This is a genomic window from Thalassospiraceae bacterium LMO-SO8, from assembly GCA_031655335.1.
GTDB lineage: Bacteria > Pseudomonadota > Alphaproteobacteria > Rhodospirillales > Casp-alpha2 > UBA1479.
On sequence record CP134226.1, the window covers coordinates 719,933 to 744,501 of the forward strand.

Genomic DNA, 24,569 nt, shown 5'->3' on the forward strand with positions numbered 1-24,569 from the left:
TACAATCGCCGTCAAGAAGAGTTGCGGGTGTACACCGCCTGCCCCGTCACCACGAAATCGACCCGGTCGTCGACCAGGGCCCGCCGGCATTCGGCCGGGGTATTGATGATCGGCTCTTCATGGGCGTTGAACGACGTGTTGATCAGCACCGGCAGGCCCGTCTTGGCCTTGAACGACGACAGGATATCGGCATAAAGCGGGTTTTCGTCGCGGCGGACGACCTGGGGCCGCGCCGTGCCGTCGACATGGACGACGGCGGGAATGCGCTTATGCCATTCCGGCTTCACGGCGGTGGTGATGGTCATGAAACTGGCGGCGTAGCGGTTGGCCTTTGTGATGTCGAACACATCCGCCGCGTCCTCTTCCGCCACATAGGGGGCGAAGGGCATGAATTCGGTCCTCTGAAGCCGGGCGTTGAGCGACGCATTGATCTCCGCGTCCGCCGGATTGGCGAGGATCGAGCGCGCACCCAGGGCCCGCGGCCCGAATTCCATGCGGCCGTCGTAGATCGCCCCCGCCTTGCCCGACGCGATCAACGCCGCCGCCGTTTCCGCCGGGTCGCCGTCGATCCGCTTGAGCGCGCCGTTGGCGGCCAGCACCCGATCGGCGTCGGCGTTGTAATCGCGGCCGAGATAGACCGAAGACAGCCGCCGCCGCTGCTTCAGCCAAGCGTCGAGACCGTCCTGTTCCAACAAGTACTGCAACGCGCCACCCACGGTGATGCCTTCGTCGCCCATGCCGGGGAACACGAAGGTTTCGTCCGTGTCCGTTTCCTCGCACAGAAGCCGGTTGAGACGCACGTTGGCGAACACACCGCCGGCCAGGCCGAGACGGCGCACGGGATGACGCTTGAGGATCGCGCGGACGGAGGCCAGCACCGTGTCCTCCAGCACCTTCTGGACCGAGGCCGCCATGTCGGCGGGCTCGGCCCCCTTGGCGAGCTTATGGATCGCGTCGCGCATGGCGGCGTCGGAATCGAAATCGGACCAGATGACGCCGGCGGCATCGACGTTGAAATGGCGGCCCAGGGCCGCCGCCTGCGCCGGCTCGCCGAAGGCGGCGAGGCCCGTCAGCTTGCCCTCGTGGCGGTTCATGCGGTAGCCGAGCGCCTGGGTCGTGAAGCCGTAGGCCAGGCCCAGGCTATCGACCCGCCGGGGTTGCAGGGTCATGTTCTCGCCGCCGAACAGGCAGTCGAGCCGGCCGTCTTTCAGGATGCGGTGGGAATAATGCACGTTGTCGCCGCAGCCGTCGGCGGTATAGAGCAGCGCATCGTCCCAGTCCGTATAGAACAGGGCCGACAGGGCATGGGACATGTGGTGGTTGGAATAGGCGATCTTCACCCCTTCCTTGAAGCCGAAGTCGGCGCGGAACATCTCCTCACGGAACAGCTTGGCGGGCTCGCCCTCGCCGCGCTGCTGCATCTGCGTGCACATGTCCTTCAGCTTTTCGTGGCCGATGATCTTGTGGAACGCGTATTCCGCCGTTTTCAGGGCGTTCGACTTGAAATAGCGCGCCGGGAACGAGGCCCGCGACAGCACCACCACGTCGACATCCATGCGCGTCAGCCCGGCGATGGCCAGAACCTCGTCCATGGCCGCCTCGGGAATCCCGCCGCCGTCACCCTTCTTGCGGGTCAGGCGCTCCAGTTGGACCGCCGCGACCAGATTATAGCCGTCGAGCAGCGCCGCCGTTCCGTCGTGATAGCCGGTGTGGAGGGAGAGGATGATCATGGGCGAACTTCTACCCCAAAGGGCGGGGAGAGGGACAGGTTTTTAGGCAAGGAACGAGGCCGGTTCGGACACAAAAAACGCCCCGAAGGGGGCGTTTTTGAGTGTTGGATGGTGGGCGCGGTAGGGATTGAACCTACGACCCCCTCGATGTCACCGAGGTGCTCTCCCGCTGAGCTACGCGCCCGTCCCGGCCCGGCCCCCGTATCGGGGCGGCCAAGAGAAGGGGGTTTTAATGCCTTCGACCCCGCTTGGCAAGGCCCGCGGTCGGGCTTTGCGGCGATCCCTTAACGGCGCCTGCCCCCGCCCTTGAAAACGCAAGAAACCGTTGCGCCCCCCGCGCCGGGAGGCTAACAAATTATGGGGTGTGTCGAAGCAGCCGACGGGGCGCGATTACATGGATAAGGGCCGAGGCTCAGGCCAAAACGAAGACGGCACGGACGATACGCCGTCCGCCGCCACGGCCGGGTCCCAGACCCCGGCCCGGGCCGTCGACATTTTCCGCCCCGACGCGCAGACCGCCCCCGTGGTCTTCGCCTCGCCCCATTCGGGCCGCGACTATTCGCCCGCGTTCGTCGAACAATCCTGTTTGGACGCGACGGCGCTGCGCCGCTCGGAAGATGCCTTCGTCGACCAATTGTTCCGCCGCGCCCCCGATTTCGGCGCCCCCTTGATTCGCGCCAATTTCCCGCGCGCCTATGTGGACGCCAACCGCGAGGCTTACGAATTGGACCCCCGCATGTTCTCAGGGGCCCTGCCCGATTATGTGGTGACCCGCTCGCCGCGCATCGCGGCGGGGCTCGGCACCATCGCCCGCGTGGTCGCCAACGGCGAGGAAATCTACGGCCACCCCCTGACCTTCGCCGAGGCCCGCCGACGCATCGAGGCCACCCACCGGCCCTATCACAGGGCGCTCATGGGCCTGATCGACGACACCCGCCAGGCCTTCGGCGGCTGCCTTTTGGTCGATTGCCATTCCATGCCGTCCAACGTGACCGGCACGCGCAGCGACCATCCCCTGGGCGACATCATCCTGGGCGATTGCCACGGCACCGCCGCCGCCCCGGCCATGACGGCCCTGGCGGAACGGCTGCTCAAGGAACTGGGCTTTTCCGTGACCCGCAACCGGCCCTACGCCGGCGGCTACACCACACGCCACTACGGCCGTCCCCGGGCGGGCATCCATGTCCTGCAGATCGAGATCAACCGCGCCCTCTACCTGGACGAGGCGGCGATCGCCCCCCTGCCGGAAATGGCCGAAATCACGGCCCGGCTCGACGATTTCATGGCCCAGCTGTGCGCCGGGGCGCGGCGGCTGGTCCTGCCGGAAGCGGCCGAATAACCCCGCCCCCAGAGCACATCCCGCCATGACCGCATCCGACACCATCCAGATCCGCGACGCCGCCGAGGCCGACATGGCGGCGATCCGCGACATCTATGCCCATCACGTGGCGACCGGCGGCGGCAGCTTCGAATACGATCCGCCCGATGTCGCCGAGATGGTCCGCCGCCGCGCCGCCGTGGTCGACGCCGGATACCCCTATATCCTGGCCGAAGATGCGGGCCGCATCCTGGGATACGCCTATGCCGGGGCCTACCGGCCGCGCCGGGCCTATCGTTATACGGTGGAGGATTCGGTCTATGTCGCCCAGGACGCCCATCGCCGCGGCGTCGGCCGGAAACTGCTGGCGGAACTGATTCGGCGCTGCACCGCCGACGGCTACCGGCAGATGATCGCGGTGATCGGCGATTCCGGAAATGCCGGGTCCATTAGTTTGCACCGCAAAATGGGCTTCCGCGAGGTCGGGATCATCCGTAACGTCGGATTCAAGTTCGGGCGCTGGCTCGACTCGGTGACCATGCAGTTGGCTCTCGGCGAGGGCGGGGACTCTCTGCCCGAAAATTAACCAACTGATTTTGTTGCCATTTTCTCATTAAAGGGCAATCGCGGCGAACAAAAAAAAGGGCCGTGTCAGAGACACGGCCCGAGTCGTTGGGAGGAAACATCCAAGTAAAGGCAGGTGCGGAAGACCGTCTGGGAGGATCCGTCTCCCGCATGCTGCGTTGCAATATATACGTGGCTTTGTTCGCAGGTGCAAACAAAAAAATACCGCTCCCGGCATTTTTTTCGCCCCGGCAAATGCCGCCGCCCGGGCGGACATACCCCGACCCAACAACATCCTGTTTTTACAGGATAATTTTTTGCCCGTTCCTGGCGCAGCCCTTGCAACGCCTTGGCTTAGAACGGGAGAATAACCATGGCGTGGCAAACGCGCTTGTTCCTTTGCTGGCTTCTGGCCGGGGCTCTTGGATGGGCCCCGGATGCTCTGGCCGCGCGCGGACAAGCACTTGAAAACACAGATGAAATCTGCCTGGAGGCGGCGCGCGCCGTGGAACGGCGCGAGGGCATTCCGGCCAACCTGCTGGCCGCCATCGCGCTGACCGAGTCGGGCCGCTTCGATAAGGAAAGCGGGGAAAATTTTGCCTGGCCCTGGACCGTGACGTCCCAGGGCAAGGGCCGGTACTTCGCGACCGAGGCGGAAGCCCGCGCCGAGGTCGAGATCCTGTTGAGCCAGGGCGTGCGCAACATCGACGTCGGCTGCATGCAGATCAACATGCATTACCACTGGAACGCCTTCGAAACCCTGGACCACGCCTTCGATCCGGCCGCCAACGCGGCCTATGCGGCGAAGTTCCTGAAGGCCAAATATGACGAGACCCGCAACTGGCTGACCGCCGCGGGCCAGTACCATTCCCAGACGCCGGAGAATTTCCGCCCCTACCGCATCAAGGTGCTGAGCTATTGGAATCGGCTGAACCGGGGCGACGACGAGACCCGGCAGGCCAAGAAGGACGCCGGGACGGACGCGGACGACTCCCGCGAGACCACCCTGGTCGCCGTCGACACCGGCCGCACGGCGCGCCTCAATGGTCTGCTCAAGGAAAAACGCCGGAACGAACGCCAGGACATGCAGGCATTGGGCGACACCGACCGGCGGCGCAGTCATCTCGACGAGTGGCGTTATCAGAAACGCCGCGGCGTGCACCTGGAAGCCGTGGTCGCCCAGCGCATCGCCGAGATGGAGGTGCGGCGCGAGGAAAAGATGCGCGACCTGGACCGCGCGACCCGCGACTTCACCTTCGCCGAAAAGCGCCGCGACCAGCTTGACCGCTGGCGGCGGACCGGCAACCTGGTCGGCGATACGCCGCAGATAACGGTCGAACGCTGACACGAACGGGCCCGCAAGGGGCCCGTCCGGAACTCAACTCTTTGAATGCAGTGCAGGCGGTTACGCGGGTTCCTGCGTGAAGTCCTTGTCGTCGACCGGCTCCAGCCAGGTCGCGCCGTTACCCTGATCGTCCGCTTCCGACAGGGCCAGATGGCACATCATGCTGTCGGGTGCTGCGCCATGCCAATGACGGGCGTTGGGCGGAATGACGACCGTGTCCCCGGCGTTGATTTCCTCGACCGGCTGGCCTTCCAGCTGATAACGGCCCGATCCCGACAGCACGTACAGAATCTGCCCCACCGCATGGGTGTGCCAGTTGGTGCGCCCGCCGGGCGTGAAGGTGACGCGCGACACGCGCAGCCGCGACGGTGCTTCCTCGGCGAACACGCTTTCATGCAGGACATGGCCGACGAAGTTATGGGCCGGCGCGATCTTGGTCTGACGGTCGCCGGCGCGGATGATTTTGGGTTCCATTTGGAAGCCTCCCTTTATTGGCGGTTTTCTGGTGGACGTTTTGTATACAATGGCACGGCTTTGCCGCAAGGTGAAGCCGCCCTTTCCACCCCGCCTGCCGGGCACGCCTTCATGGCCGCTTGAAGGAAATACGCGCCGATCCTATCTTGGGCAAGGCGGCCGCAGAGGGGGCCGCCGGCTCCCATCAACATTAATCCGAGGCGACGCCCGTATTATGTCCGACGCACCGACCGATACCCTGGACCGGCGCCCGGTGGGCGTTCTGGGCCGCCTGCAGACCTTCATCGAGGCCGAGGCGACCCGGCGCGCGATCATCGTCGTCATCATCTTCAACGCCATCGTGCTCGGCCTGGAAACCTCGCCCACGGCGATGGCCGCGGCCGGCGACGTTCTGCGCCTGCTCGACCACATGGCGGTCGCCGTCTTCGTCGCCGAAATCGCAATCAAGCTGTTGGTCTATCGCCTTGGTTTCTTCCGCAACGCCTGGAACGTCTTCGATTTCGTGATCGTCGGCATCTCGCTGATACCGGTGACCGAAGGCATGACCGTGCTGCGCGCACTTCGCGTGCTGCGCGCCCTGCGTCTGGTGTCGGCCGTGCCCAAGATGCGGGTGGTGATCCAGGCCCTGCTCGAAGCCGTGCCGGGCATGAGCTCGGTCCTCGCCTTGTTGTGCCTGGTGTTCTATATCGCCGCCGTCATGGCGACCAAACTGTTCGGCGGCGATTTTCCCGCCTGGTTCGGGACCATCGGGGAATCAGCCTATTCCCTGTTCCAGATCATGACCCTGGAATCCTGGTCCATGGGCATCGTCCGCCCGGTGATGGAGGTCCATCCCTTCGCCTGGGCGTTCTTCGTGCCCTTCATCCTGATCGTCACCTTCGCCGTCCTCAACCTGTTCATCGCCATCATCGTCAATTCCATGCACGACGCGGCGGCCGAAGACGCCCAGCAGCATCAGGCCGAACAGGACGCGGTCATCCGCCGCCTGGCCGCCCAGATCGACCGCATCGAGACCAAGGTCACGGCCTTGGCCGACCGGCAGACCCCAGACGGCGCGGCAGGCGACCGTCGATAAACACGAGGCCGAGGCCGATCACCGCCGCCCCCGCCAGTTCCCGGGGATGCACCGTTTCGCCCAGAAACAGGATGCCCAGGGCCACCGCCGTCACCGGAATCAGCAGGGTGACCAGCATGACGTTGCTGGCCCCGGCGCTGACCAGCAGGCGGAAGAACACGATATAGGCAAGCGCCGTGCCGAACGCGGCCAGGCCGACGATCGCGCCGAGCGTCGCCGGGGCCGGCAGGGCCAGTTCCCACGGCCGGTCCCACAGGCCGGCGACCACGGCCATGACGAGGCTGGAGCAGATCAACTGACAGGTCGCCGATTTCAGCGGCGGCACCCCGACCAGGTGGCGCCGGCCCCACAGGCCCGCGAAGGCATAACTGACCGTGGCCGCGAGGCACAGACCGATGCCGAAGGTCTGGCCCGCGTCGGCGGCCCCGCCGCCCCGCAGGACCACCACGCCGAGAATCCCGAGAACGACCCCGGCGACGCGGAGCGCCGTCAGCCGCTCCCCCCCGAAGCCCGCCATGACGAGAACCGTGAACAGCGGCGTCATCGCGTTGATGATCGAGGCAAGGCCCACGGTCACCTGCGTCTGTCCGAAGAACAGCAGGCTGAACGGCAGGACGTTGTTCAGCAGCCCCATGACGAAGAACGGCCGCCAGGCCGCCCATTCGCGCGGCAGGTGATGGCCGTAGCGGAGAAACAACGGCAACAGCAGCAGCACCGCCAGGAACACGCGGGCGAACACGACCGTCAGCGGCGGGACCTCGCGCACGGCGGCGCCGACGAAAAAGAACGCCCCACCCCACAGAACGGACAGAAAAACCAACTGCCCCCATTCAGGGCCGTTCATGGACCGGGGGGACTGTCCTTGTGTCATGCTTTCCTCGCGGAGCGGTTTATCCAGCACCCGGGATAGCCCCCCCCGGCGCGGGCGGTCTTCCCGGGTCTTGCGCTCAATCTTCGGGCGGGCGCTCTGTGGAATCAGGTATATTCTTCCGCGATGGCGGCCTTCACGTTGGCCCGCGCCGCCATGCGGGCGCGGTGATCCATGACCTTGGGAATGCGCGCGGGATCGACGCCGTCCTGTTCCAACCATTGCGCCAGAGTGAACAGGTAGGGATCGGCGACGGTATAAGCCGCGCCCATCACCCAGGGGCCCTTGAACATGCCGGTCTCGATCAGGTCGTAACAGGCGCCCACGGAGTCCGGGACCTTGTCCTGCATGGCCTTGATGGCGGCGGCATCGTTTTCATCGACCCAACGGTGGCCGCGCATGCGGTGGGCATGGGCGACGTGCAGGGAGGAGCAGATGAAGCTGTTGAAGGCCTGAAGCTCGGCGAAGGCGAAGGGATCGTCGAGCGGCGCCAAGCCCGCCCCCGGAAAGCTCTGCGCCACGAAGGCCAGCATGGCTGGGGTTTCCGTCAGGATACCGCGCGGCGTGACCAGCGCGGGCACCCGGCCCTTGGGATTGACCTTCAGGTACTCGGGCGCGCGCTGTTCCTGGCGCGAAAAATCGACCCGGCGCAGCGTGTAATCCACCCCCGCCGCAAGGCCCGCGTCCTTGAACGCGATCAGCGTCGCCAGCGCACAGGTATCCGGCGCGTAATACATCGTGAACATGGTCGTATTCCCCCAACAAACCGCGGGACGCGGCGGGGAAAACTGTCGCCGAAATTCACGCCCGCGGCAACGGGGGATCGGCGCGGATCAGCCGTTGCGGTAGATGTAGCTGTACCCGTTGATCGCCGGCACGCCGCCCAGATGCGCATACAGCACCTTGGAGCCGGCCGGGAAATAGCCCTTGCGGATCAGGTCGATCATGCCCTGCATGGATTTTCCTTCGTAGACCGGGTCGGTCATCATGCCTTCCGTGCGCGCGGCCAGGCGGATGGCGTCGTTGGTCTCGGCCGACGGCACGCCGTAGGCCGGATAGGCGTAATCGCCGATCAGCACCAGGTCGTCGTCGGTGATGTCGCGGCCCAGTTCGACCAGGTCGGCCGTGCCCTGGGCGATCTCCATCACCTGGGCCCGCGTCTGCTCGAGCGTGCCCGAGGCGTCGATGCCGATGACCCGGTTGGCGCGGCCGTCCTTGGCGAAGCCGACCAGCATCCCGGCATGGGTCGATCCGGTCACCGTGCAGACGACCACGTAATCGAATTTGAAGCCCAGCTCGGCTTCCTGGGCGCGCACTTCCTCGGCAAAACCGACGAAGCCGAGGCCGCCGAACTTGTGGACCGAGGCCCCGGCGGGGATGGGATAAGGGTTGCCGCCCTTGGCCTTCACGTCCTCCAGGGCGCGTTCCCAGCTTTCGCGGATGCCGATGTCGAAGCCCTCGTCGACCAGTTCGATCTCCGCCCCCATGACTCGGCTCATCAGGATGTTGCCGACCCGGTCATAGACGGCATCCTCGAACGGCACCCAGCTTTCCTGCACCAGGCGGCACTTCATGCCGATCTTGGCGGCGACGGCGGCGACCTGGCGGGTGTGGTTCGACTGCACCCCGCCGATGGTGACCAGCGTATCCGCGTTCGCCTTGATGGCGTCGGGTACGATGTATTCCAGCTTGCGCACCTTGTTGCCGCCGAAGGCGAGGCCCGAATTGCAATCCTCGCGCTTGGCGTAGATTTCGACCCCGCCGCCGACATGCGCCGACAGGCGGTCCAGCTTCTCGATGGGCGTCGGCCCGAAGGTCAGAGGATAGCGTTCGAATTTTTCCAGCATGGGAGGACTCCTGAGGGCGGTTGACCGAGCGAAATCCTAGTCCAGGCCATGAGAAATGTGCTCTCTAATGACGGGGAATATTTATTCTGATATATGCATCAAATTCTAATTTATCGTCTAATTAACCGGAAAGATCATTAAAAATGGAAGAATTGACCACAGACCTTGACCGCATCGACCGCCGCATCCTGCGCCTGTTGCAGGAAGACGGCCGCCTGACCAACGCGGACCTGGCGAAGAAGGTCAACGTCAGCCCGGCGACCTGCCACCGCCGCACCCAACGCCTGTTCGACAAAGGCGTCGTCACATCCGTGCGGGCCGCGGTGGCGCCCGAGCGGGTGGACCGGGGAACGTTGGTCATGGTCGGCGTGGTGCTCGACCGCTCGACGCCGGAAAGCTTCGCCACCTTTGAGACCGCCATCGCCACACTGCCCTTCGTGCTCGACTGCCATCTGGTCGCCGGGGACTTCGACTATTTCCTGAAGATCCGGGTCCGCGACATCGCCGACTTCAACCGCCTGCACGGCGACCAGTTGATCGCCCTGCCCGGCGTGCGCCAGACCCGCACCTTCTTCGTCATGAAGGAAGTGATCGACAACGCGCCGTTGGATTTCTGACGGTCGGAAAATGCCGGGAGCCCGTCGCCCCCTCCCCCCGGCCCTCTCCCCCAAGGGGGAGAGGGAGAATTGTGCGGCGTGAGTCCCCTCGCCCCCGGCGGGGGAGAGGGACAGGGTGAGGGGGAACTCAGATGATCCCGCGCGCCGTCAGGTCCGCCAAGTCGGCTTCGGACAAGCCCAGCAGTTTGCCGTAGACGTCCGCGTTGGACGCCCCCAGCCCCTGACCGAGGGATTTGATCCGCCCCGGCGTCTTGGACAGCTTCGGGATCACGCCGGGGATCGTCACCTCGCCGACCTCCGCATCGTCCAGGGTCACCAGTTGCTCGCGGGCGCGAAAGTGCGGGTCCTCGAAGATGTCGGCGATGGAATTGATGGGCCCGGCGGGAACTTCCGCGCCGATGCATTTTTCCATGACCTGTTCGCGGGTCATGGCGAGGCACCAGTTGGTGACTTCCTCGATCACCGTGTCGCGGTGTTTCAGGCGCTCTGCCTGATCGCCGTACAGGTCCCACAGGTCCGGGCGGCCCATGGCCTGGGTCAGGCGTTCGAACATCTTGGAGGTGGTGCAGGCGATGGACAAAAATTTTCCATCACCGCAGGGGAAATGCCCGTGCGGGCAGGCGTTCAGGGTGCCGGTGCCCTCGGGCTCGCGCACGGTGCCTTGGGCCGCATAGGCCGGGGCCAGTTCGTCGAGCACGCGGAACACGCTTTCATAAAGCGCCGCGTCGATGACCTGGCCCTCGCCGGTCGCGTCGCGGTGACGCAGGGCCATCATGATGCCGATGGCGCCGTACATGCCGGTCATGTAGTCGCCAAGGCTGGTGGACCCCGGGGTGACCGGAATTTCCCCGGGCTTGCCGGACAGATACGTCAGCCCGCCCACCGCATGGCCGATGCGGGCGAACCCGGGCCGGTCCTTGTAGGGTCCGGTCTGGCCGTAGCCGGTGACGCGCAGGATGACCAGGCCGGGATTGATCGCCCACAGCACGTCCGGCCCCAGGCCCCAGCGTTCCAGGGTGCCCGGGCGGAAGTTTTCGATCAGCACGTCGGCGCCCTCGACCAGCTTTTTCAGCAACTCCTGGCCCTCGGCCTCGCGCAGGTTGAGGGTCACCGCCTTCTTGTTGCGGGCCTCGGTCAGCCAGGCGAGGGTGGAGTCCTCACGCGCCGTCTTGGTGCCGTAGCGCCGCCAGGGGTCTCCTCCGCCCTGTCCATTCTTGTGGGGCTGCTCCACCTTTATGACCTCGGCCCCGAACTCGCTGAGGATCGTGCCCGCATAGGGCCCGGCGATGAAGGTGGCGATGTCGATGACGCGGACGCCGCTCAGCGCGGCGGGGCTTTCCGTGTTGGTCATGTCACGCGGCCTCGAAATCGGCGTCAGCCTGCATGACGAGCCAGCCGTCCTGGTCGAGCGCCCAGAGGTCGGCCTTGGCGCCATCGCCAGACGGCCTGCCCTGGAAGGTCATGGCGCGGCCGTCGGTGAAACTGGGCCGCACCGCGCGGTAGGCGAAACGGGTCATGCGCTTGCCCTGCTTGGCCATTTCCCGGGCCCCCAGGTCCATCAGCAGGGTCGCGATCAGCGGCCCGTGGACGATCAGATTGGGATAACCTTCGTCGTTCTGCGTGAACTCGCGGTCGAAATGAATACGGTGGGCGTTGAAGATCAGCGCCGAATAGCGGAACAGCATGGCCTCGTCCGGCAGCACGCTGCGTGTCCAGGTCGCCCCCTCTGGGGCTGGCTTGGGCGCTGGGGCCGGGGCGTCCGGCGCCGCCTCGTCGCGGTAGACGATGTCGTGTTCCTCGACGATCACGTCCCGGCCGCCGGCCTGGATGCGGTGTTCGACCAGCACGAACACCAGCCGCCCGGACTTGCCTTCCTTGAAGGTCACGTCCTTGACGGTCGACAGACGCGTCGCCTTGTCGCCGATGCGGAGATCCCCCTTGAACCAGATGCGCCCGCCCGCCCACATGCGGCGCGGCAGCGGCACCGGCGGCAGGAACCCGCCCTTCTTGGCGTGGCCGTCAACGGCCAGTTGCGAATGGATCGGCGTTTCCAGGAAATACAGCCAATGGGCCGACGGCGGCAGGGCGTCGCCGTCCTGGGGCACGGGATCGTCGCGGTCGATGGTCGCCGCGAGCGCGCGTGCCGGAAAATTTCCGATGGTGTCGGTCAGTTCCTGGGTCTTGCCGATCCAGGACCGCAGGTGGTCCATGTCCAAGGGAGCATTGGGGTCGATGTCGTCCATAGGTGTGGTCTTTCTGCTTAGAAGGAGCGCGGCATGTCGAGGACATGTTCCGCGATGTAGGAGAGGATCAGGTTGGTCGAGATCGGCGCGACCTGATAGAGCCGGGTTTCGCGGAACTTGCGCTCCACATCGTATTCGCGGGCGAAACCGAAGCCACCGTGGGTCTGCAAACAGGCCTCGGCGGCATGCCAGGTGGCTTCCGAGGCAAGCAGCTTGCTCATATTGGCCATGGCGCCGACGTCCTCGCCGGCGTCGAAGGTCTCTGCCGCCTTCTGCACCATCAGGGCCGCCGCCTCGGTTTCCGCATAGGCGCGGGCGATGGGGAACTGGATGCCCTGGTTCTGGCCGATCGGGCGGTCGAACACGCGGCGGTCGACGGCGTAGTCGCGGGCCTTCTGGATGAACCAGCGGGCGTCGCCCACGCATTCCGAGGCGATCAGGATGCGTTCCGCGTTCATGCCGTCGAGGATGTAGTAGAACCCGCGGCCCTCTTCGCCGATCAGGGCGTCGGCGGGAATGCGCAGGTCGTCGAAGAAGATTTCCGTGGCCGCGTGGTTGACCATCGCCTCCAGCTTCTTGATCTCGAGGCCGTTGCCCTTGGCCTTCTGCATGTCGACCAGGAAGATGGACATGCCCTGGTGCGGCTTGGCGGCCTCTTCGCGCGACGTGGTGCGGGCCAGCAGCAGCATCAGGTCGGAATGCTCGGCCCGCGACGTCCAGACCTTCTGGCCGTTGATGACCCATTCGTTGCCGTCCTTGCGCGCCGTGGTGCGGATGCGCGTGGTGTCCGTGCCCGACGTCGGCTCGGTCACGCCGAAGGCCTGAAGGCGCAGCTTGCCCGAGGCGATCTCCGGCAGGTAGCGCGCCTTCTTGCCCTCGTCGCCATGGCGCAAGAGTGCCCCCATGATGTACATCTGCGCGTGGCAGGCACCGCCGTTGCAGCCGGATTTATGGATTTCCTCCATGATCGCGGCGGCTTCGGACAGGCCAAGGCCCGACCCGCCGTATTCCTCGGGAATCAGGCAGGCGAGGAAGCCGGCCTCGGTCAGGGCCGTGACGAATTCAACGGGATAGGCGTCGTCGCGGTCCTTTTCGCGCCAGTATTCGCCGGGAAAATCACGGCATAGGGCGGCAACGGATTCCCGGATTTCCGGGTGCGTGGGCGTGAAAGCGGTCATGGATGTTCCTGGGCTGGTGATCTGGGTGGCATTCTTGGATCGACGAAGTTTTAATGGTTTTAGCGCAACCTTGCGCCTGTCCGAAAGGCCCGTGGAACGGGCCGTGGATGTGACCAAGGGCAAGAGATCGGATTTCAGGTGCCGGAAGACCGTAAAATCGCCGTCGTCATTCCCGCCTACCGGGCGGCCAGCCAGGTCGCCACGGTGGTTCGCGGCGTGCCCGATTGGATCAAGCGTATCTACGTGATCGACGACGCCTGCCCGGAAAAATCGGGCGATGCGGCCAAGGCGGCCGGCGACGGCCGGGTCATGGTCCTGCGCCGGCAACAGAACGGCGGCGTGGGGGCGGCGGTGAAGACCGGCTACCGCCAGGCCCTGGCCGACGGCTTCGACATCGTGGTCAAGATGGATGCCGACGATCAGATGGACCCGGCCTATCTGAAGGCCCTGTTGAAGCCGATCCTGGCGGGCCGCGCCGACTACACCAAGGGCAATCGGTTCCGCGACCTCAAGGCTCTGCGCCAGATGCCCCGCGTGCGCCTGTTCGGCAACAGCGTGCTGACCTTCCTGGTCAAGGCGGCGTCGGGATACTGGCAGATGATGGATCCGACCAACGGCTACACCGCGATCAACCGCGAGGCGCTTGAGCGCCTTGAGCTTGATCGGGTGTCCGACGGCTATTTCTTCGAATCGGACATGCTGATCCGCCTCAACATCGCCGGTGCCGTGGCCGAGGACGTGGCCATCCCGGCGCGGTACGGCGACGAGCAAAGCTCGCTGCATATCCCGTCGATCATGCCCGTGTTCGTCTACCGGCTGATCCGCGGCATGGGCAAACGCATCCTGTTCAAGTATTTCCTCTACGATTTCTCGCTGGGGTCCTTCTACCTGACGGCGGGCACGTTGCTGACGGCCTTCGGCCTGGTGTTCGGCGGTTACAAATGGTGGCTGTCGGCGCAGGGCGGCACGGCCGCGACCACGGGCACGGTGATGATTGCCGTGCTGGCGCTGCTGCTCGGCGTGCAATTCCTGGTCCAGGCCATCAATTTCGACATCCAGACCGCGCCGAAGCGTCCCCGCGACGACGAGTAAGGCTTTGCCATCCTCCCTTAAAACCTACTAAAAGGTGGCATATGCGCGCGCCGTCCCCATATTGGGGGGATCGCCCGCCCAACGCCGGGAAGATCATGACCGATAAGGCCCACGCAACACCGTCGCCGCATACGCAGGAGCGCCCGTTCCGCGTGATGTTCGTGCATGCGCCGGACCCGGTCTATTCCAACACCCAGACCTACGGCGCCATCTTCATGCCCGTTTGGGCCTATACCCTGGCCGCGCATATCCCCGACGACCTGGGGGTGGACCTGATGCTGCACGACACGCGGGTGCAGAGGGTCGAGGACATTCCCGAGGCCGATATCTACCTGTTCAGCGGCATCAACCAGGACGCCCCGTTCATGGAGCGTATCCGCGGCCAATTGAAGGCGCGGTTCCCCAAGGCGCGTTCCATCGTCGGCGGCCCGCTGGCCTGGTCGTTCGATCAGGCCGGCACCCTCGGCCGGTTTGAGAATTTCGACCATGTCTTCATCGGCGACGGCGAGGCCTGCGTGGCCCAGCTGATCCGGGACGTGCGCGACGGCCAGCCCATGGAGCACCTGATCAAATCGCCCGGCCGGTTCGAAATCGCCAAGGCCAAGCCCATGCACCGGGGCCTCATGGACGCGACCATTTCGCGCTATTACGGCGCGGTGATCGAGGTTTCGCGCGGCTGCCCGTTCCTCTGCGAATTCTGCGACATCCGCATCATGGACGACAACAACCGGCCCCATAACAAGTCGGCCGACCTGATCGTCGAGGAACTGGACCATCTGTGCTCGCTCGGCGTGTCGCAAATCCTGTTCGCCTGCGACAACTTCATCGGCGAACCGCGCTGGGCCGAAACGGTGATCGACAAAATTCTCGAGTGGAAGGCCAGGACCGGCCACACGCCCTCGCTCTATACCTGGCTGACCATCAACCTGAACAATCATCCGGACCTGATGGCCAAGATGCGCCGCGCCGGCTTCGACATGCTGTTCATCGGCATCGAAAGCTTTTCCAAGAATTCGCTTCTGGAAACGGCCAAGGTGCAGAATTCCTCGACCGAGCTGACCCAGGTGGTACGCGAAATCCAGGCGCGCGGCTTCATCATCGTCGGCGGCCTGATCTTCGGCTTCGATTCCGACGACGAGGATTGTTTCGACATCACGCTGAAGGGCCTGACGGACGCGGCGCTGTTGTCGGGCGATCCGTCGCTGCTGACGGCCCTGCCGGGCACGCCCTTGTACCGCCGCATGAAGCTGTCGGGGCGCCTGCGCGACGTGCGCTTCGGGCTCGGCGGCTACAAGTATCAGACCAACATCAAATACCTTTTGCCGCGCCGGACCATGATCGACGGCTACAAGCACTTCGTCGACGTGTTCACCGACGGCGCCTATCAGTACGAACGGCTCAAGGCGTTCTTCGACCTGCAGACCGAGGGCCATCATGTGCCCATCGAAGGCCAGGGCTTCGGCAACACGGGCCTGTTCCTCAAGATGGTGTTCAAGAACTGGCGGGCCCTGCTGCAACTGACCCAGCGCCTGACCCGGTTCTCCCTCAACCCGAAGCGGGTGTACTACGCGCTCAAGGGTTTCGGCATGGCGTTCTCGCGGCGCAAGGAAGTGCCCAACTGGTTCGGCTATTTCCAGTTCTGGCTGTTCGCCTGGACCAACGCGGCGCTCAAGTACCTGAATCTCAGCGACGCCGACTTCGACATCGAAAGCGTGCCCGAAGGCTTCGACATCCACGACATCCTGCCCAAGGATTATGGTTCGACGGCGGCGGAACCGATCCCCGCCGGCAAGATCAAGGCCCAGCTTCGGTCGACGACGGCGCAGCTTGAATCCGTTATTGAACGCAAGGTGGGCGCAGCGTAGCCGTCCGCCATCTTCCACCACCCTGCCGTCGGCATCTACCCGGAACCGGACCGTCAAGGTCCGCTGTCCTTTTCCATGTCCAAGGGAACGACCGTGAAGCCCATCATCCTGTTCAAACACGAAGCCCCCCGCCACCGCGTCGATTTCGCGCCCGACTTCACGCTGCTGGATTTCGATCTGGCGGCGGGAACGCCCGACGACGCCGCCCGGAAAGCGGCCCGGATCATGGTCACCTCGGGCTTCATCGGCATGACCCGCGCGGAAATGGACGCCCTGCCGGCGCTGGAGCTGATCTGCACCATCGGCACGGGATACGAGAAGGTCGATCAGGACGCGGCCCGGGAGCGCGGCATCCGCGTCACCCATGCCGCCGGCATGAACGCCCCCTCGGTCGCTGACCACGCCTTTGCCCTGCTGCTTTCCGTCGTGCGCAACATTCCCGTCTACGATGCCTCGGCCCGGGCCGGAAAATGGCGCGAGGATCTGCCCCAGCGCCCCATGGCGAACGGCAAGAAGATCGGCATCATCGGCATGGGCGGCATCGGCCAGGGCATCGCCAGGCGCGCCGAGGGCTTCGACATGGAAGTCTCCTACATGGCCCGGTCGGCCAAGGCCGAGCTGCCCTGGCGTTATTTCGACAATCTGCGCGACATGGCCGGGCATGTGGATTTCCTGATTTCCGCCGTGCCCGGCGGGCCCGCGACCCATCACATGATCGACCGCGCCGTTCTGGAAGCCCTGGGCCCGGCCGGATTCCTGGTCAACGTCGGGCGCGGCAGCGTCGTTCACACGGATGATCTGATCGCGGCCCTGCGTGACGGCGCCATCGCCGGGGCCGGTCTCGACGTGTTCGAGGACGAGCCGACTGTCCCCGAAGCGCTCTGCGCCATGACCAACGTCGTCCTGACCCCTCATGTCGGCGGGGCGGCGCCCGAGGTTCAAATCCTGGGGGTGAAGCTCATGCGCCGCAATATCGAGGCCTTCCTGGCCGGCAAACCCCTGGTCAGTCCGATCCCGGAACTGTCCGAAGCTTGACGGGGGCGGCGGGCGCGCCGATCCGCAGTTTGAAGTTGGCAAGCGCGGCATGGACATGGCCGAGCATGATGGCGGCGGCAAGCTCGGCTTGCCCGTGTTCGACCGCCGCGGCCAGTTGGCGGTGTTCGGCGAAACTGCGGTCCACGTCGGCGCGGGCGAATTTCTTGTAGGACTGAACGACGTTGTTCAGTTCGATCAGGGACGTCGTGACGGCCAGAAGCTGGCGCTGCCCCGACGCCTCCAGAAGCACCTGATGAAAGCGGTTGTTGAGGGGCGCGATCCGGCCGAAGTCGGGCTCGCTCCGGTCGCCCAGCGTTTCCATCCGCGCGCATAGCTCGAACAACTCGTCCAGGTGTTCCTGTTTGCGGTTAAGGGCCGCCAGGCGCGCGCCCTGGGGTTCCAGCAGCGCGCGGACCTCCAGGATCTCGACCATCTCCGCATCGGCGTAGCCATGCACGATGGCGCCGGCGTGGGCGGTGAAGTCGATCAGCCGGTCGTTGACCAGGCGCTGCAAGGCGATGCGCACGGGCGTGCGGCTGACGCCGAACTGCGCCGCCAACTCGCCCTCGCGCAGGCGGTCGCCCACGGCATATTCGCCGGCAAGAATACCTTCGCGGATTTGCCGATAGACCCGATCGCTTGACGTCGCCATGGCCTCACTCCCTGGGCATCACGCCGGCAACCACGCTGTCCCGCGCGATACGCCGCATAGCCTTGTTTATTGCATGCAATATAGGTTAAAACAGCCCCATAAATGGCAAAAATAGCCTTTATTGCATGCAATTATTCCACGAAGAGGAAATGTTCGAATGAAAAGCCTGTCCCAACGCCTGAAGCAGGATGAGATTCTTATCGCCCCCGGCGTGTTTGACATGATTTCGGCGAAGGTCGCCGATTCCCTGGGGTTCGATGTCCTTTACATGACCGGTTACGGCGTCGTGGCCTCGCACTTGGGCCTGCCCGATGCCGGCATCGCAACCTACACGGACATGGTCGGGCGCGTGCGCCAGATCGCCGAGGGCACCAAGACGCCCCTGATCGCCGACGGCGACACCGGCTACGGCGGGCTGCTTAACCTGGAACACACGGTGCGCGGCTATGAACGGGCCGGCGCCACGGCGATCCAGCTTGAAGATCAGGAATTTCCCAAGAAATGCGGTCACATGCTGGGCCGCAACGTGGTGCCGCTGGAAGACATGCTGGCCAAGATCCGCGTCGCCCGCGACACCCGCGACAGCGCGGAATTCCTGATCATCGCACGCACGGATTCGCGCACCACCCTGGGCCTGGACGAAGCCCTGCGGCGGGCCGACGCCTTCGCCGAAGCGGGCGCCGATGTCCTGTTCGTCGAATCCCCGGAAAGCGAGGAAGAGATGCGCACGATCTGCGATCGCTTCGACCTGCCGCTGCTGGCGAACATGGTCGAAGGCGGCCGCACCCCGGTTCTCAGCCGCGACGACCTGCAATCCCTCGGCTACAAGATCGCCCTGTTCCCCGGCAGCGGGTTCCTGGCCGCCGGTCAGGCCTTGAAGGCCGTGTACACCGACCTCAAGGAGACCGGATCGACCGCCGGCTCGAAGGTCGACTTCTACCCGTTCGCCGAGTTCAGCCAGCTCATGGGCTTCGGCCGGGTCTACGACTTCGAACAGAAATACAAGTAATCCCCCCCGGGCCCGCGCGCTGCGGGCCCGGCCATCCACCGGGGGTCGCCCGTTCGGCATTTCCGTCTGGAAATTAATCTTGACGTCAAGATAGTTGCCGGGAAACACTGTCCGGCATGGATCACTCTTCGACCCGCCCCGAGGATCACGTCGCGCGCATTCTCGCCGAATGGCGGCAGGAATTTCCGAACCTGGCCGTCGCCCCCATGGGGGTGGTCGGCCGCGTGCGTCGGCTCAGCACCTTCTTTTTGCGCGGGATGGAGGAAACCTGGGCCAAGTTCGGCCTGAACGTGGCCGGTTTCGACGTGCTGTCAACGCTGCTCCGGGCCGGCGCGCCCTACAGCCTGTCACCCGGTGAACTGTTGGCCTCGACCATGGTCACGTCGGGCACCATGACCCATCGCATCGATCAGTTGGAGCGCGCGGGCCTCGTCGTCCGCCGGGCCAATCGCGACGACGGGCGCAGCGTGCTGATCGCCCTGACCGACCGGGGGCGCAAGCTGATCGAACAGGCCCTTGTCGCCCATGTGGAAACTCAGGCCCGCCTGATCGACACCCTGACCCCGGCGGAACAGGAGACCCTGGCCGCCTTGCTGAAAAAGATGCTGGCCGAATTCGAGGCGCCGAAACCCGGCAAGCAGGACCCGGCGCCATGATTATCGAGAACACCCTGGACCTCGGCCTCGCCCCCGATGATGCCTGGCGGACCTTGCTGAACATCCCTTACGTGGCGCCCTGCCTGCCCGGCACCAAGCTGACGGCGGTGGTGGACGAGCGCACCTACGAAGGCATGGTGGAGCTGAAGCTGGGCCCCGTCAGCCTGTCGTTTCGCGGCACGGCGGTGATCGAGGACGTGGACCCGGACGCCATGAAGGTCCGTGTATCCGCCAAGGGCCGGGAAGACCGGGGCCGGGGCTCGGCCCACGCCACGGTAACCTTCCAGTTGCATCCATCGGGCGACGGCACCCGCGTCGAAGTGGCGACGGACCTCAACCTGGCCGGCAGCATCATCCAGTACGCACGCGGGGCCGGAGTGGTCACCAAGACGGCGCAGCAGCTGGTCGACCAGTTCGCCCAGCGCCTGACCCAGCGCATCGAAAGCGGGGAAGAACCCGACCCGGAGGCGATCAAGGTCGGCTCGCTTCTGTGGCGGGGGCTGACCGCGCGCTTCAAGGGTGGCAAGCCGGACACGCCGGACGCATGAAGCCCGCCCCCTTCACCTATCACCGGGCGGGGTCGCTCGCCGAGGCGGCGGAGATGGCGGCAACGCTGGACAACGCGCGCCTGCTGTCGGGCGGGCAATCCCTGATGGCCATGATGAACCTGCGCTATGTCGCGGTCGATCATCTGATCGACCTCAACCCGGTGGCGGAAATCGCGGGGATCGCGATCGACGGCGGGCGGGTGACCCTGGGCGCCATGACCCGCCAGCGCGCCGTGCTGGAATCGGACGCCCTGGCCGCCTGCTGCCCGATCCTGCGTGAGGCCCTGGGCTTCGTCGGTCATGTCCAGACCCGCAACCGGGGCACGGTCGGCGGGTCGCTGGCCCACCTCGACCCGGCGGCGGAACTGCCGGGGATGGCGGCCCTGCTGGACGCCGAGATCACGCTGACGTCCCGGGGCGGCGCGCGCACCGTCGCCATGGCCGATTATCCGCAAGGTTACATGACCCCCGACATCGTCGACGGCGAAATTCTGACGTCCGTCGCCTTCGACCTCTGGCCCGAAGGCCACGGCTGGGATTTCCGCGAATTCGCCCAGCGTCACGGCGACTTCGCCATGGCCGGGGTCGGCAGCCTGATCGCCCTGGATGCGGACGGACGCATCGGCCGCGCGGCGGTGATCCTGATCGGCGTCGGCGACGGGCCGCTGCGCCTGCGCGACGTAGAGGACATATTGACGGACGAAGCCCCGTCCGGCGCCTTGTTCGCGGCGGCCGCCGCGATGGCCGCAGCCCGCCCCATGTCCGCCGACGCCCTGGTCACGGAAGCCTACCGGCAGCACTTGTCGCGCGTTCTGGTCCGCCGTTCCCTCACCCGTGCCTGCGCCCGCGCCACGGAGGCTGCCCATGCCTGACGCCCTGCCCCGCCGCCGGATCACCCTGACCGTCAACGGCAAGGAACATTCGGCCGAAACGGAAGACCGCTATTCCCTGGCCGATTTCCTGCGCCACGGCCTGGGCCTGACCGGCACCCATCTGGGGTGCGAGCATGGCGTCTGCGGCGCCTGCACCGTGCTGGTCAACGGCGAGGCCGTGCGCGGCTGCCTGATGCTGGCGGTCCAGGCCGAAGGATGCCGGGTCACCACCATCGAGGGCCTGGCCGACGACGACGGAGCCCTAAGCCCCCTGCAACAGGCCTTCATGGACAACCACGGCCTGCAATGCGGGTTCTGCACCCCAGGCATCCTGACCACTCTGACCGCCTATCTGCGCGACCATCCGAACGCGGACGAGCCGGAAATCCGCGAGGCGCTGTCCGGCAACATCTGCCGCTGCACCGGCTACGACACCATCGTGCGCGCGGCCCTGGCCGCCGCCCGGACGATCCGCGAAGGAGCCAAGGCATGAGTTCGACCGCCTTCGTCGGCCAGCGCGTGAAGCGCCTGGAAGACCCGGACCTTTTGACCGGCAAGGGACAGTTCCTGGATGACCTGAAACTGCCGGGCCTGCTGGAAGCCGCCTTCGTGCGCAGCCCCTTCGCCCATGCCACCTTCACCGAGATCGACGCGGAAGAAGCCCGCGCCATGCCCGGCGTCCATGCCGTGCTGACGGCCAGGGACCTGCCGGCCGAGATGCAGGGGCAGCGCATTCTGTTGCAGGTGCCCCATCCGCAGATCACCAATGCCGTGACCCAGGAACCCTTGGCGTCCCGGGAAGTCTGCTTCGTCGGCGAGGCCGTCGCCGTGGTCATCGCCGACAACCGCCACCTGGCCGAGGACGCGGCCGAGAGGGTGATCGTCGATTGGGAACCCTTGCCCGCCGCAAGCCATTGCGACGCGGCGTTGAAGCCCGGCGCCCCCGTGACCCATTCATCCATGACCGACAACATCGCCGGGCGCCTCAACCTGGGATACGGCGACGTGGACGCGGCCTTCCGAAACGCCGCGCATGTGGTCGAGGAACGCTACGCGCCCCATCGCGGCACCGGCCATCCCATGGAGTGCCGGGGCGTGGCGGCGGTCTACGACGTGGTCGGCGACGCCTTCCGCATCTGGACGTCGACCCAGACGCCCCACAACACGCAGCGCGCCGTGATCGACATGTTCGGGCTGTCGGAAGACAAGGTCCGCGTCATCACCCCCGACGTCGGCGGCGGCTTCGGCCCCAAGAACCAGGTCTATCCCGAGGAACTGGTGATCCCGGCGGCGGCCCGCCTGCTGGGCCGCCCGGTGAAATGGGCCGAGGACCGGCGCGAACACTTCCTGACCACGACGCAGGAGCGGGACCAGGTGTGGGACGTCGCCGCCGCCGTGGACGCGGACGGCGTGCTGCTCGGCGTCAAGGGCACGCTGATCCACGACGCCGGGGCCTATCTGCCCTGGGGCATCATCATGCCCTATATCTCGGCGACCACCCTGCCCGGCCCTTACAAGCTGCCGGCCTACCGCATGGCGGTGACCGTCGCCTTCACCAACCTGGTGCCGACCACGCCGCTGCGGGGTGCCGGACGGCCCCAGGCCGTGTTCGCCATGGAACGGCTGATGGACGCCGTGGCGCAAAAGCTGGGCCTGGACCCGGCGGAGGTGCGGCGGCGCAACTTCATCCAGGCCGACGAGATGCCCTACGACATGGGCCTGACCTACCGCGACGGCGCGCCCGTGATGTACGACACGGGCGATTATCCGCAGGCCCAGGCGCTGGCCCTGGCCAAGGCCGGCTACGACGATTTCCCGGCCCGCCAGAAAGCGGCCCTGGCCCAAGGCCGCCACATCGGCATCGGCATCGGCAACTATGTGGAGGGCACGGGCCTCGGCCCCTTCGAGGGGGCGACCATCCGCATCCTGACCAACGGACGCGTCGCGATCTACACGGGGGCCGCGGCGGCGGGTCAGGCCCACCGCACGACCCTGGCGCAGATCTGCGCCGACGAAATGAACGTCGACGTCACCGACATCGACGTGGTCGGCGGCGACACGGGCGTCATGCCGCGGGGGGCGGGGACCTACGCGTCCCGGATCACCGTCAACGCCGGGTCGTCCGTACGGGTGGCGTCCATCGAACTGCGCGGCAAGGCCCTGGCGCTCGCCGCCGCCAAGTTCGACGTGAAGCCGGAAGACGTGGAACTGACCCATGGCGCCGTGCGCATCAAGGGCGAGCAGGGCGACAGCATCACCTTCGAGGAACTGGCCAAGATGACCAGCGGCATGCCCGGCTACGCCCTGCCCAAGGGGGTGAAGCCGGACCTGGAGGCGTCGGGCTATTTCACGCCGCCGCAGGCGACCTATTCCAACGGCAGCCACGTCGCCGAGGTCGAGGTCGATGCGGAAACCGGCCAGGTCAAAATCCTGAAGTACACCGTGGTCCACGACTGCGGCACGGTCATCAATCCCATGCTGGTCGACGGTCAGGTCCAGGGCGGGGTCGCCCACGGCATCGGCAACGCGCTTTTGGAGCGCATGGTGTTCGACGCCGACGCCAATCCGCTGACCACCACCTTCGCCGACTACCTGATGCCGACGGCGGAACTCGTGCCCGACTGCGACATCGTGCATATGGAAAGTCCCACCCCCCTGAACCCCCTGGGCGCCAAGGGCGCCGGCGAAGGCGGCACCATCCCCGCCCCGGCCGCCATCGTCGCGGCGGTGGAAAGCGCGCTCACGCCCTTCGGCCTGCGCATCACCGATTGCCCCATCACGCCGCAGCGCATCGTCGAACTGATCCAGACGGCACAAGAAACCATCCAGGAGGACCATTGATGAGCGCCAGCGACCGTTTCCGCGTTTCCCGCGACGGCCCCGTCGCCCGCGTGACCCTGTGCCAGGGAGCCGAAGGCAACACCCTGGCGCCGCCCGACATGCAGGCCATCGGCGCGGCCATCCGGGCCGAGGGCTCGGACTCATCCGTGAAGCTGGTCGTCGTCACCGGCGAGGGCGCCGATTTCTGCCTGGGCCGGCGCATCGTGCCGGGGGTGACGCCGCCCGCCAACGCACGGGCGTTCCGCGAGCGGGTCGCCGACGCGATCCTAGGGGTCTATGAAAACCTGCGCATGACCCCGGTGCCTGTGCTGGCCGCCGTGCAGGGCCGGGCCAAGGGGTTCGGCTGCGCCTTCGCCGCCCAGGCCGACGTGACCATCGCCGAGGACGAGGCCCGGTTTTCCATGCCGGAAATGGACGGCAACCTGCCGCCGACCCTGGCCATTTCCGCCGCCCTGCCGAAAATGCCCGCCAAGGCCGTGCTCGACATGGTGCTGACCCGCGACGAAATCGACGCCCAGACGGCCTTTCATTTCGGGCTGATTTCCCGGGTTGCCCCGAAGGGCGGCCTGACGGCCGCGACGGCCGCCTATATCGCCAAATTGGCCGACCGCGACCGCGACGCCCTGGTCGCCATCAAGGAATACATGCGCCTGGCCCCGACCATGGACCTTGCCGGGCAGGCCCGTTATGGGGCAAACCTGATTGCGGTCGAAATGACCTCCCAGGACAAAGCTTAAGAA

Annotated in this window: 24 protein-coding genes and 1 tRNA gene; 15 read left to right on the top strand and 10 right to left on the bottom strand. The window is 65.9% G+C overall.

The genetic code is table 11. The annotated features are described in order from the left end of the window. Positions 1–11: 11 nt before the first annotated feature. Both RJ527_03480 and RJ527_03485 read right to left on the bottom strand, forming a co-directional pair. Complete coding sequence (locus RJ527_03480) at positions 12–1,730, bottom strand: carbamoyltransferase C-terminal domain-containing protein (protein ID WND76812.1); 1,719 nt, start codon at positions 1,728–1,730, stop codon at positions 12–14. Positions 1,731–1,839: 109 nt separating this feature from the next. Further along, positions 1,840–1,914: transfer RNA gene (locus tag RJ527_03485), tRNA-Val, on the bottom strand. A 210-nt stretch (positions 1,915–2,124) separates the two neighbouring features. On the opposite strand from RJ527_03485, the gene RJ527_03490 reads away from it, so the two are divergent. The 3 genes from RJ527_03490 to RJ527_03500 all read left to right on the top strand — a co-directional run bounded on the left by RJ527_03490 (position 2,125) and on the right by RJ527_03500 (position 4,957). Further along, positions 2,125–3,069: an N-formylglutamate amidohydrolase gene (locus RJ527_03490; protein WND76813.1), complete on the top strand. Its 945-nt coding sequence runs from the start codon at positions 2,125–2,127 to the stop codon at positions 3,067–3,069. Positions 3,070–3,094: 25 nt separating this feature from the next. Further along, entirely contained in the window at positions 3,095–3,634 is a 540-nt protein-coding gene (locus RJ527_03495; protein ID WND76814.1) for an N-acetyltransferase family protein, read from the top strand. A gap of 351 nt (positions 3,635–3,985) precedes the next feature. Further along, positions 3,986–4,957: a transglycosylase SLT domain-containing protein gene (locus RJ527_03500; GenBank protein WND76815.1), complete on the top strand. Its 972-nt coding sequence runs from the start codon at positions 3,986–3,988 to the stop codon at positions 4,955–4,957. Positions 4,958–5,017: 60 nt separating this feature from the next. On the opposite strand, the gene RJ527_03505 is transcribed toward RJ527_03500, so the two are convergent. Next, the gene (locus RJ527_03505) at positions 5,018–5,431 is read right to left on the bottom strand and encodes a cupin domain-containing protein (GenBank protein WND76816.1); all 414 of its coding nucleotides are present in this window, start codon (positions 5,429–5,431) and stop codon (positions 5,018–5,020) included. 214 nt (positions 5,432–5,645) lie between these two features. Here RJ527_03505 and RJ527_03510 point away from each other — a divergent pair, with 214 nt between their 5' ends. Then, positions 5,646–6,506 (top strand): ion transporter, encoded by an 861-nt coding sequence (locus tag RJ527_03510; protein WND76817.1) that lies wholly within the window; start codon positions 5,646–5,648, stop codon positions 6,504–6,506. On the opposite strand, the gene RJ527_03515 is transcribed toward RJ527_03510, so the two are convergent. From RJ527_03515 to RJ527_03525, 3 genes are all read right to left on the bottom strand, one after another. Then, positions 6,451–7,377 carry a DMT family transporter gene (locus RJ527_03515; protein WND76818.1) on the bottom strand — a complete coding sequence of 309 codons (927 nt, stop codon included), beginning with the start codon at positions 7,375–7,377 and terminating at the stop codon, positions 6,451–6,453. The genes RJ527_03510 and RJ527_03515 overlap by 56 nt on opposite strands. Before the next feature lie 104 nt (positions 7,378–7,481). Further along, positions 7,482–8,120: a glutathione S-transferase family protein gene (locus tag RJ527_03520; protein WND76819.1), complete on the bottom strand. Its 639-nt coding sequence runs from the start codon at positions 8,118–8,120 to the stop codon at positions 7,482–7,484. 87 nt (positions 8,121–8,207) lie between these two features. Further along, entirely contained in the window at positions 8,208–9,221 is a 1,014-nt protein-coding gene (locus tag RJ527_03525) for a 1-aminocyclopropane-1-carboxylate deaminase (protein WND76820.1), read from the bottom strand. A gap of 143 nt (positions 9,222–9,364) precedes the next feature. Between RJ527_03525 and RJ527_03530 the strand changes: the two genes are divergently transcribed. Further along, on the top strand, positions 9,365–9,838 hold the full coding sequence (locus tag RJ527_03530) for an Lrp/AsnC family transcriptional regulator (GenBank protein WND76821.1): 474 nt from the start codon (positions 9,365–9,367) through the stop codon (positions 9,836–9,838). Positions 9,839–9,965: 127 nt separating this feature from the next. Here RJ527_03530 and RJ527_03535 read toward each other — a convergent pair whose 3' ends face one another. From RJ527_03535 to RJ527_03545, 3 genes are read right to left on the bottom strand one after another with little or no spacing between them, the layout of a single operon-like run. Next, a complete protein-coding gene (locus tag RJ527_03535) occupies positions 9,966–11,189 on the bottom strand; it encodes a CoA transferase (protein ID WND76822.1) in 1,224 nt (407 codons plus the stop codon). 1 nt (position 11,190) lies between these two features. Continuing rightward, entirely contained in the window at positions 11,191–12,081 is an 891-nt protein-coding gene (locus RJ527_03540; protein WND76823.1) for a MaoC family dehydratase N-terminal domain-containing protein, read from the bottom strand. 17 nt (positions 12,082–12,098) lie between these two features. Further along, a complete protein-coding gene (locus tag RJ527_03545; GenBank protein ID WND76824.1) occupies positions 12,099–13,259 on the bottom strand; it encodes an acyl-CoA dehydrogenase family protein in 1,161 nt (386 codons plus the stop codon). A gap of 138 nt (positions 13,260–13,397) precedes the next feature. Here RJ527_03545 and RJ527_03550 point away from each other — a divergent pair, with 138 nt between their 5' ends. The 3 genes from RJ527_03550 to RJ527_03560 all read left to right on the top strand — a co-directional run bounded on the left by RJ527_03550 (position 13,398) and on the right by RJ527_03560 (position 17,251). Then, positions 13,398–14,351, top strand: a complete 954-nt coding sequence (locus tag RJ527_03550; protein ID WND76825.1) for a glycosyltransferase family 2 protein — start codon at positions 13,398–13,400, stop codon at positions 14,349–14,351. Positions 14,352–14,446: 95 nt separating this feature from the next. Then, entirely contained in the window at positions 14,447–16,216 is a 1,770-nt protein-coding gene (locus RJ527_03555; protein WND76826.1) for a radical SAM protein, read from the top strand. 93 nt (positions 16,217–16,309) lie between these two features. Then, on the top strand, positions 16,310–17,251 hold the full coding sequence (locus RJ527_03560) for an NAD(P)-dependent oxidoreductase (GenBank protein WND76827.1): 942 nt from the start codon (positions 16,310–16,312) through the stop codon (positions 17,249–17,251). On the opposite strand, the gene RJ527_03565 is transcribed toward RJ527_03560, so the two are convergent. Beyond that, on the bottom strand, positions 17,220–17,903 hold the full coding sequence (locus RJ527_03565; protein WND76828.1) for a GntR family transcriptional regulator: 684 nt from the start codon (positions 17,901–17,903) through the stop codon (positions 17,220–17,222). The two genes, RJ527_03560 and RJ527_03565, sit on opposite strands and share 32 nt — an antisense overlap. Positions 17,904–18,060: 157 nt before the next feature. Here RJ527_03565 and RJ527_03570 point away from each other — a divergent pair, with 157 nt between their 5' ends. From RJ527_03570 to RJ527_03600, 7 genes are all read left to right on the top strand, one after another. Beyond that, a complete protein-coding gene (locus tag RJ527_03570) occupies positions 18,061–18,912 on the top strand; it encodes an isocitrate lyase/PEP mutase family protein (protein WND76829.1) in 852 nt (283 codons plus the stop codon). A 116-nt stretch (positions 18,913–19,028) separates the two neighbouring features. Continuing rightward, complete coding sequence (locus tag RJ527_03575) at positions 19,029–19,568, top strand: MarR family transcriptional regulator (GenBank protein ID WND76830.1); 540 nt, start codon at positions 19,029–19,031, stop codon at positions 19,566–19,568. Further along, the gene (locus RJ527_03580; GenBank protein ID WND76831.1) at positions 19,565–20,116 is read left to right on the top strand and encodes an SRPBCC family protein; all 552 of its coding nucleotides are present in this window, start codon (positions 19,565–19,567) and stop codon (positions 20,114–20,116) included. Before RJ527_03575 ends, RJ527_03580 begins: the two co-directional genes overlap by 4 nt. Continuing rightward, positions 20,113–20,988, top strand: a complete 876-nt coding sequence (locus tag RJ527_03585; protein ID WND76832.1) for an FAD binding domain-containing protein — start codon at positions 20,113–20,115, stop codon at positions 20,986–20,988. The genes RJ527_03580 and RJ527_03585 overlap by 4 nt, the downstream gene beginning before the upstream one ends. Beyond that, positions 20,981–21,481: a (2Fe-2S)-binding protein gene (locus tag RJ527_03590; protein ID WND76833.1), complete on the top strand. Its 501-nt coding sequence runs from the start codon at positions 20,981–20,983 to the stop codon at positions 21,479–21,481. Before RJ527_03585 ends, RJ527_03590 begins: the two co-directional genes overlap by 8 nt. Then, positions 21,478–23,829: a xanthine dehydrogenase family protein molybdopterin-binding subunit gene (locus RJ527_03595; GenBank protein ID WND76834.1), complete on the top strand. Its 2,352-nt coding sequence runs from the start codon at positions 21,478–21,480 to the stop codon at positions 23,827–23,829. The genes RJ527_03590 and RJ527_03595 overlap by 4 nt, the downstream gene beginning before the upstream one ends. Further along, the gene (locus RJ527_03600; GenBank protein ID WND76835.1) at positions 23,829–24,566 is read left to right on the top strand and encodes an enoyl-CoA hydratase/isomerase family protein; all 738 of its coding nucleotides are present in this window, start codon (positions 23,829–23,831) and stop codon (positions 24,564–24,566) included. The genes RJ527_03595 and RJ527_03600 overlap by 1 nt, the downstream gene beginning before the upstream one ends. The last annotated feature ends 3 nt before the right edge of the window (positions 24,567–24,569 follow it).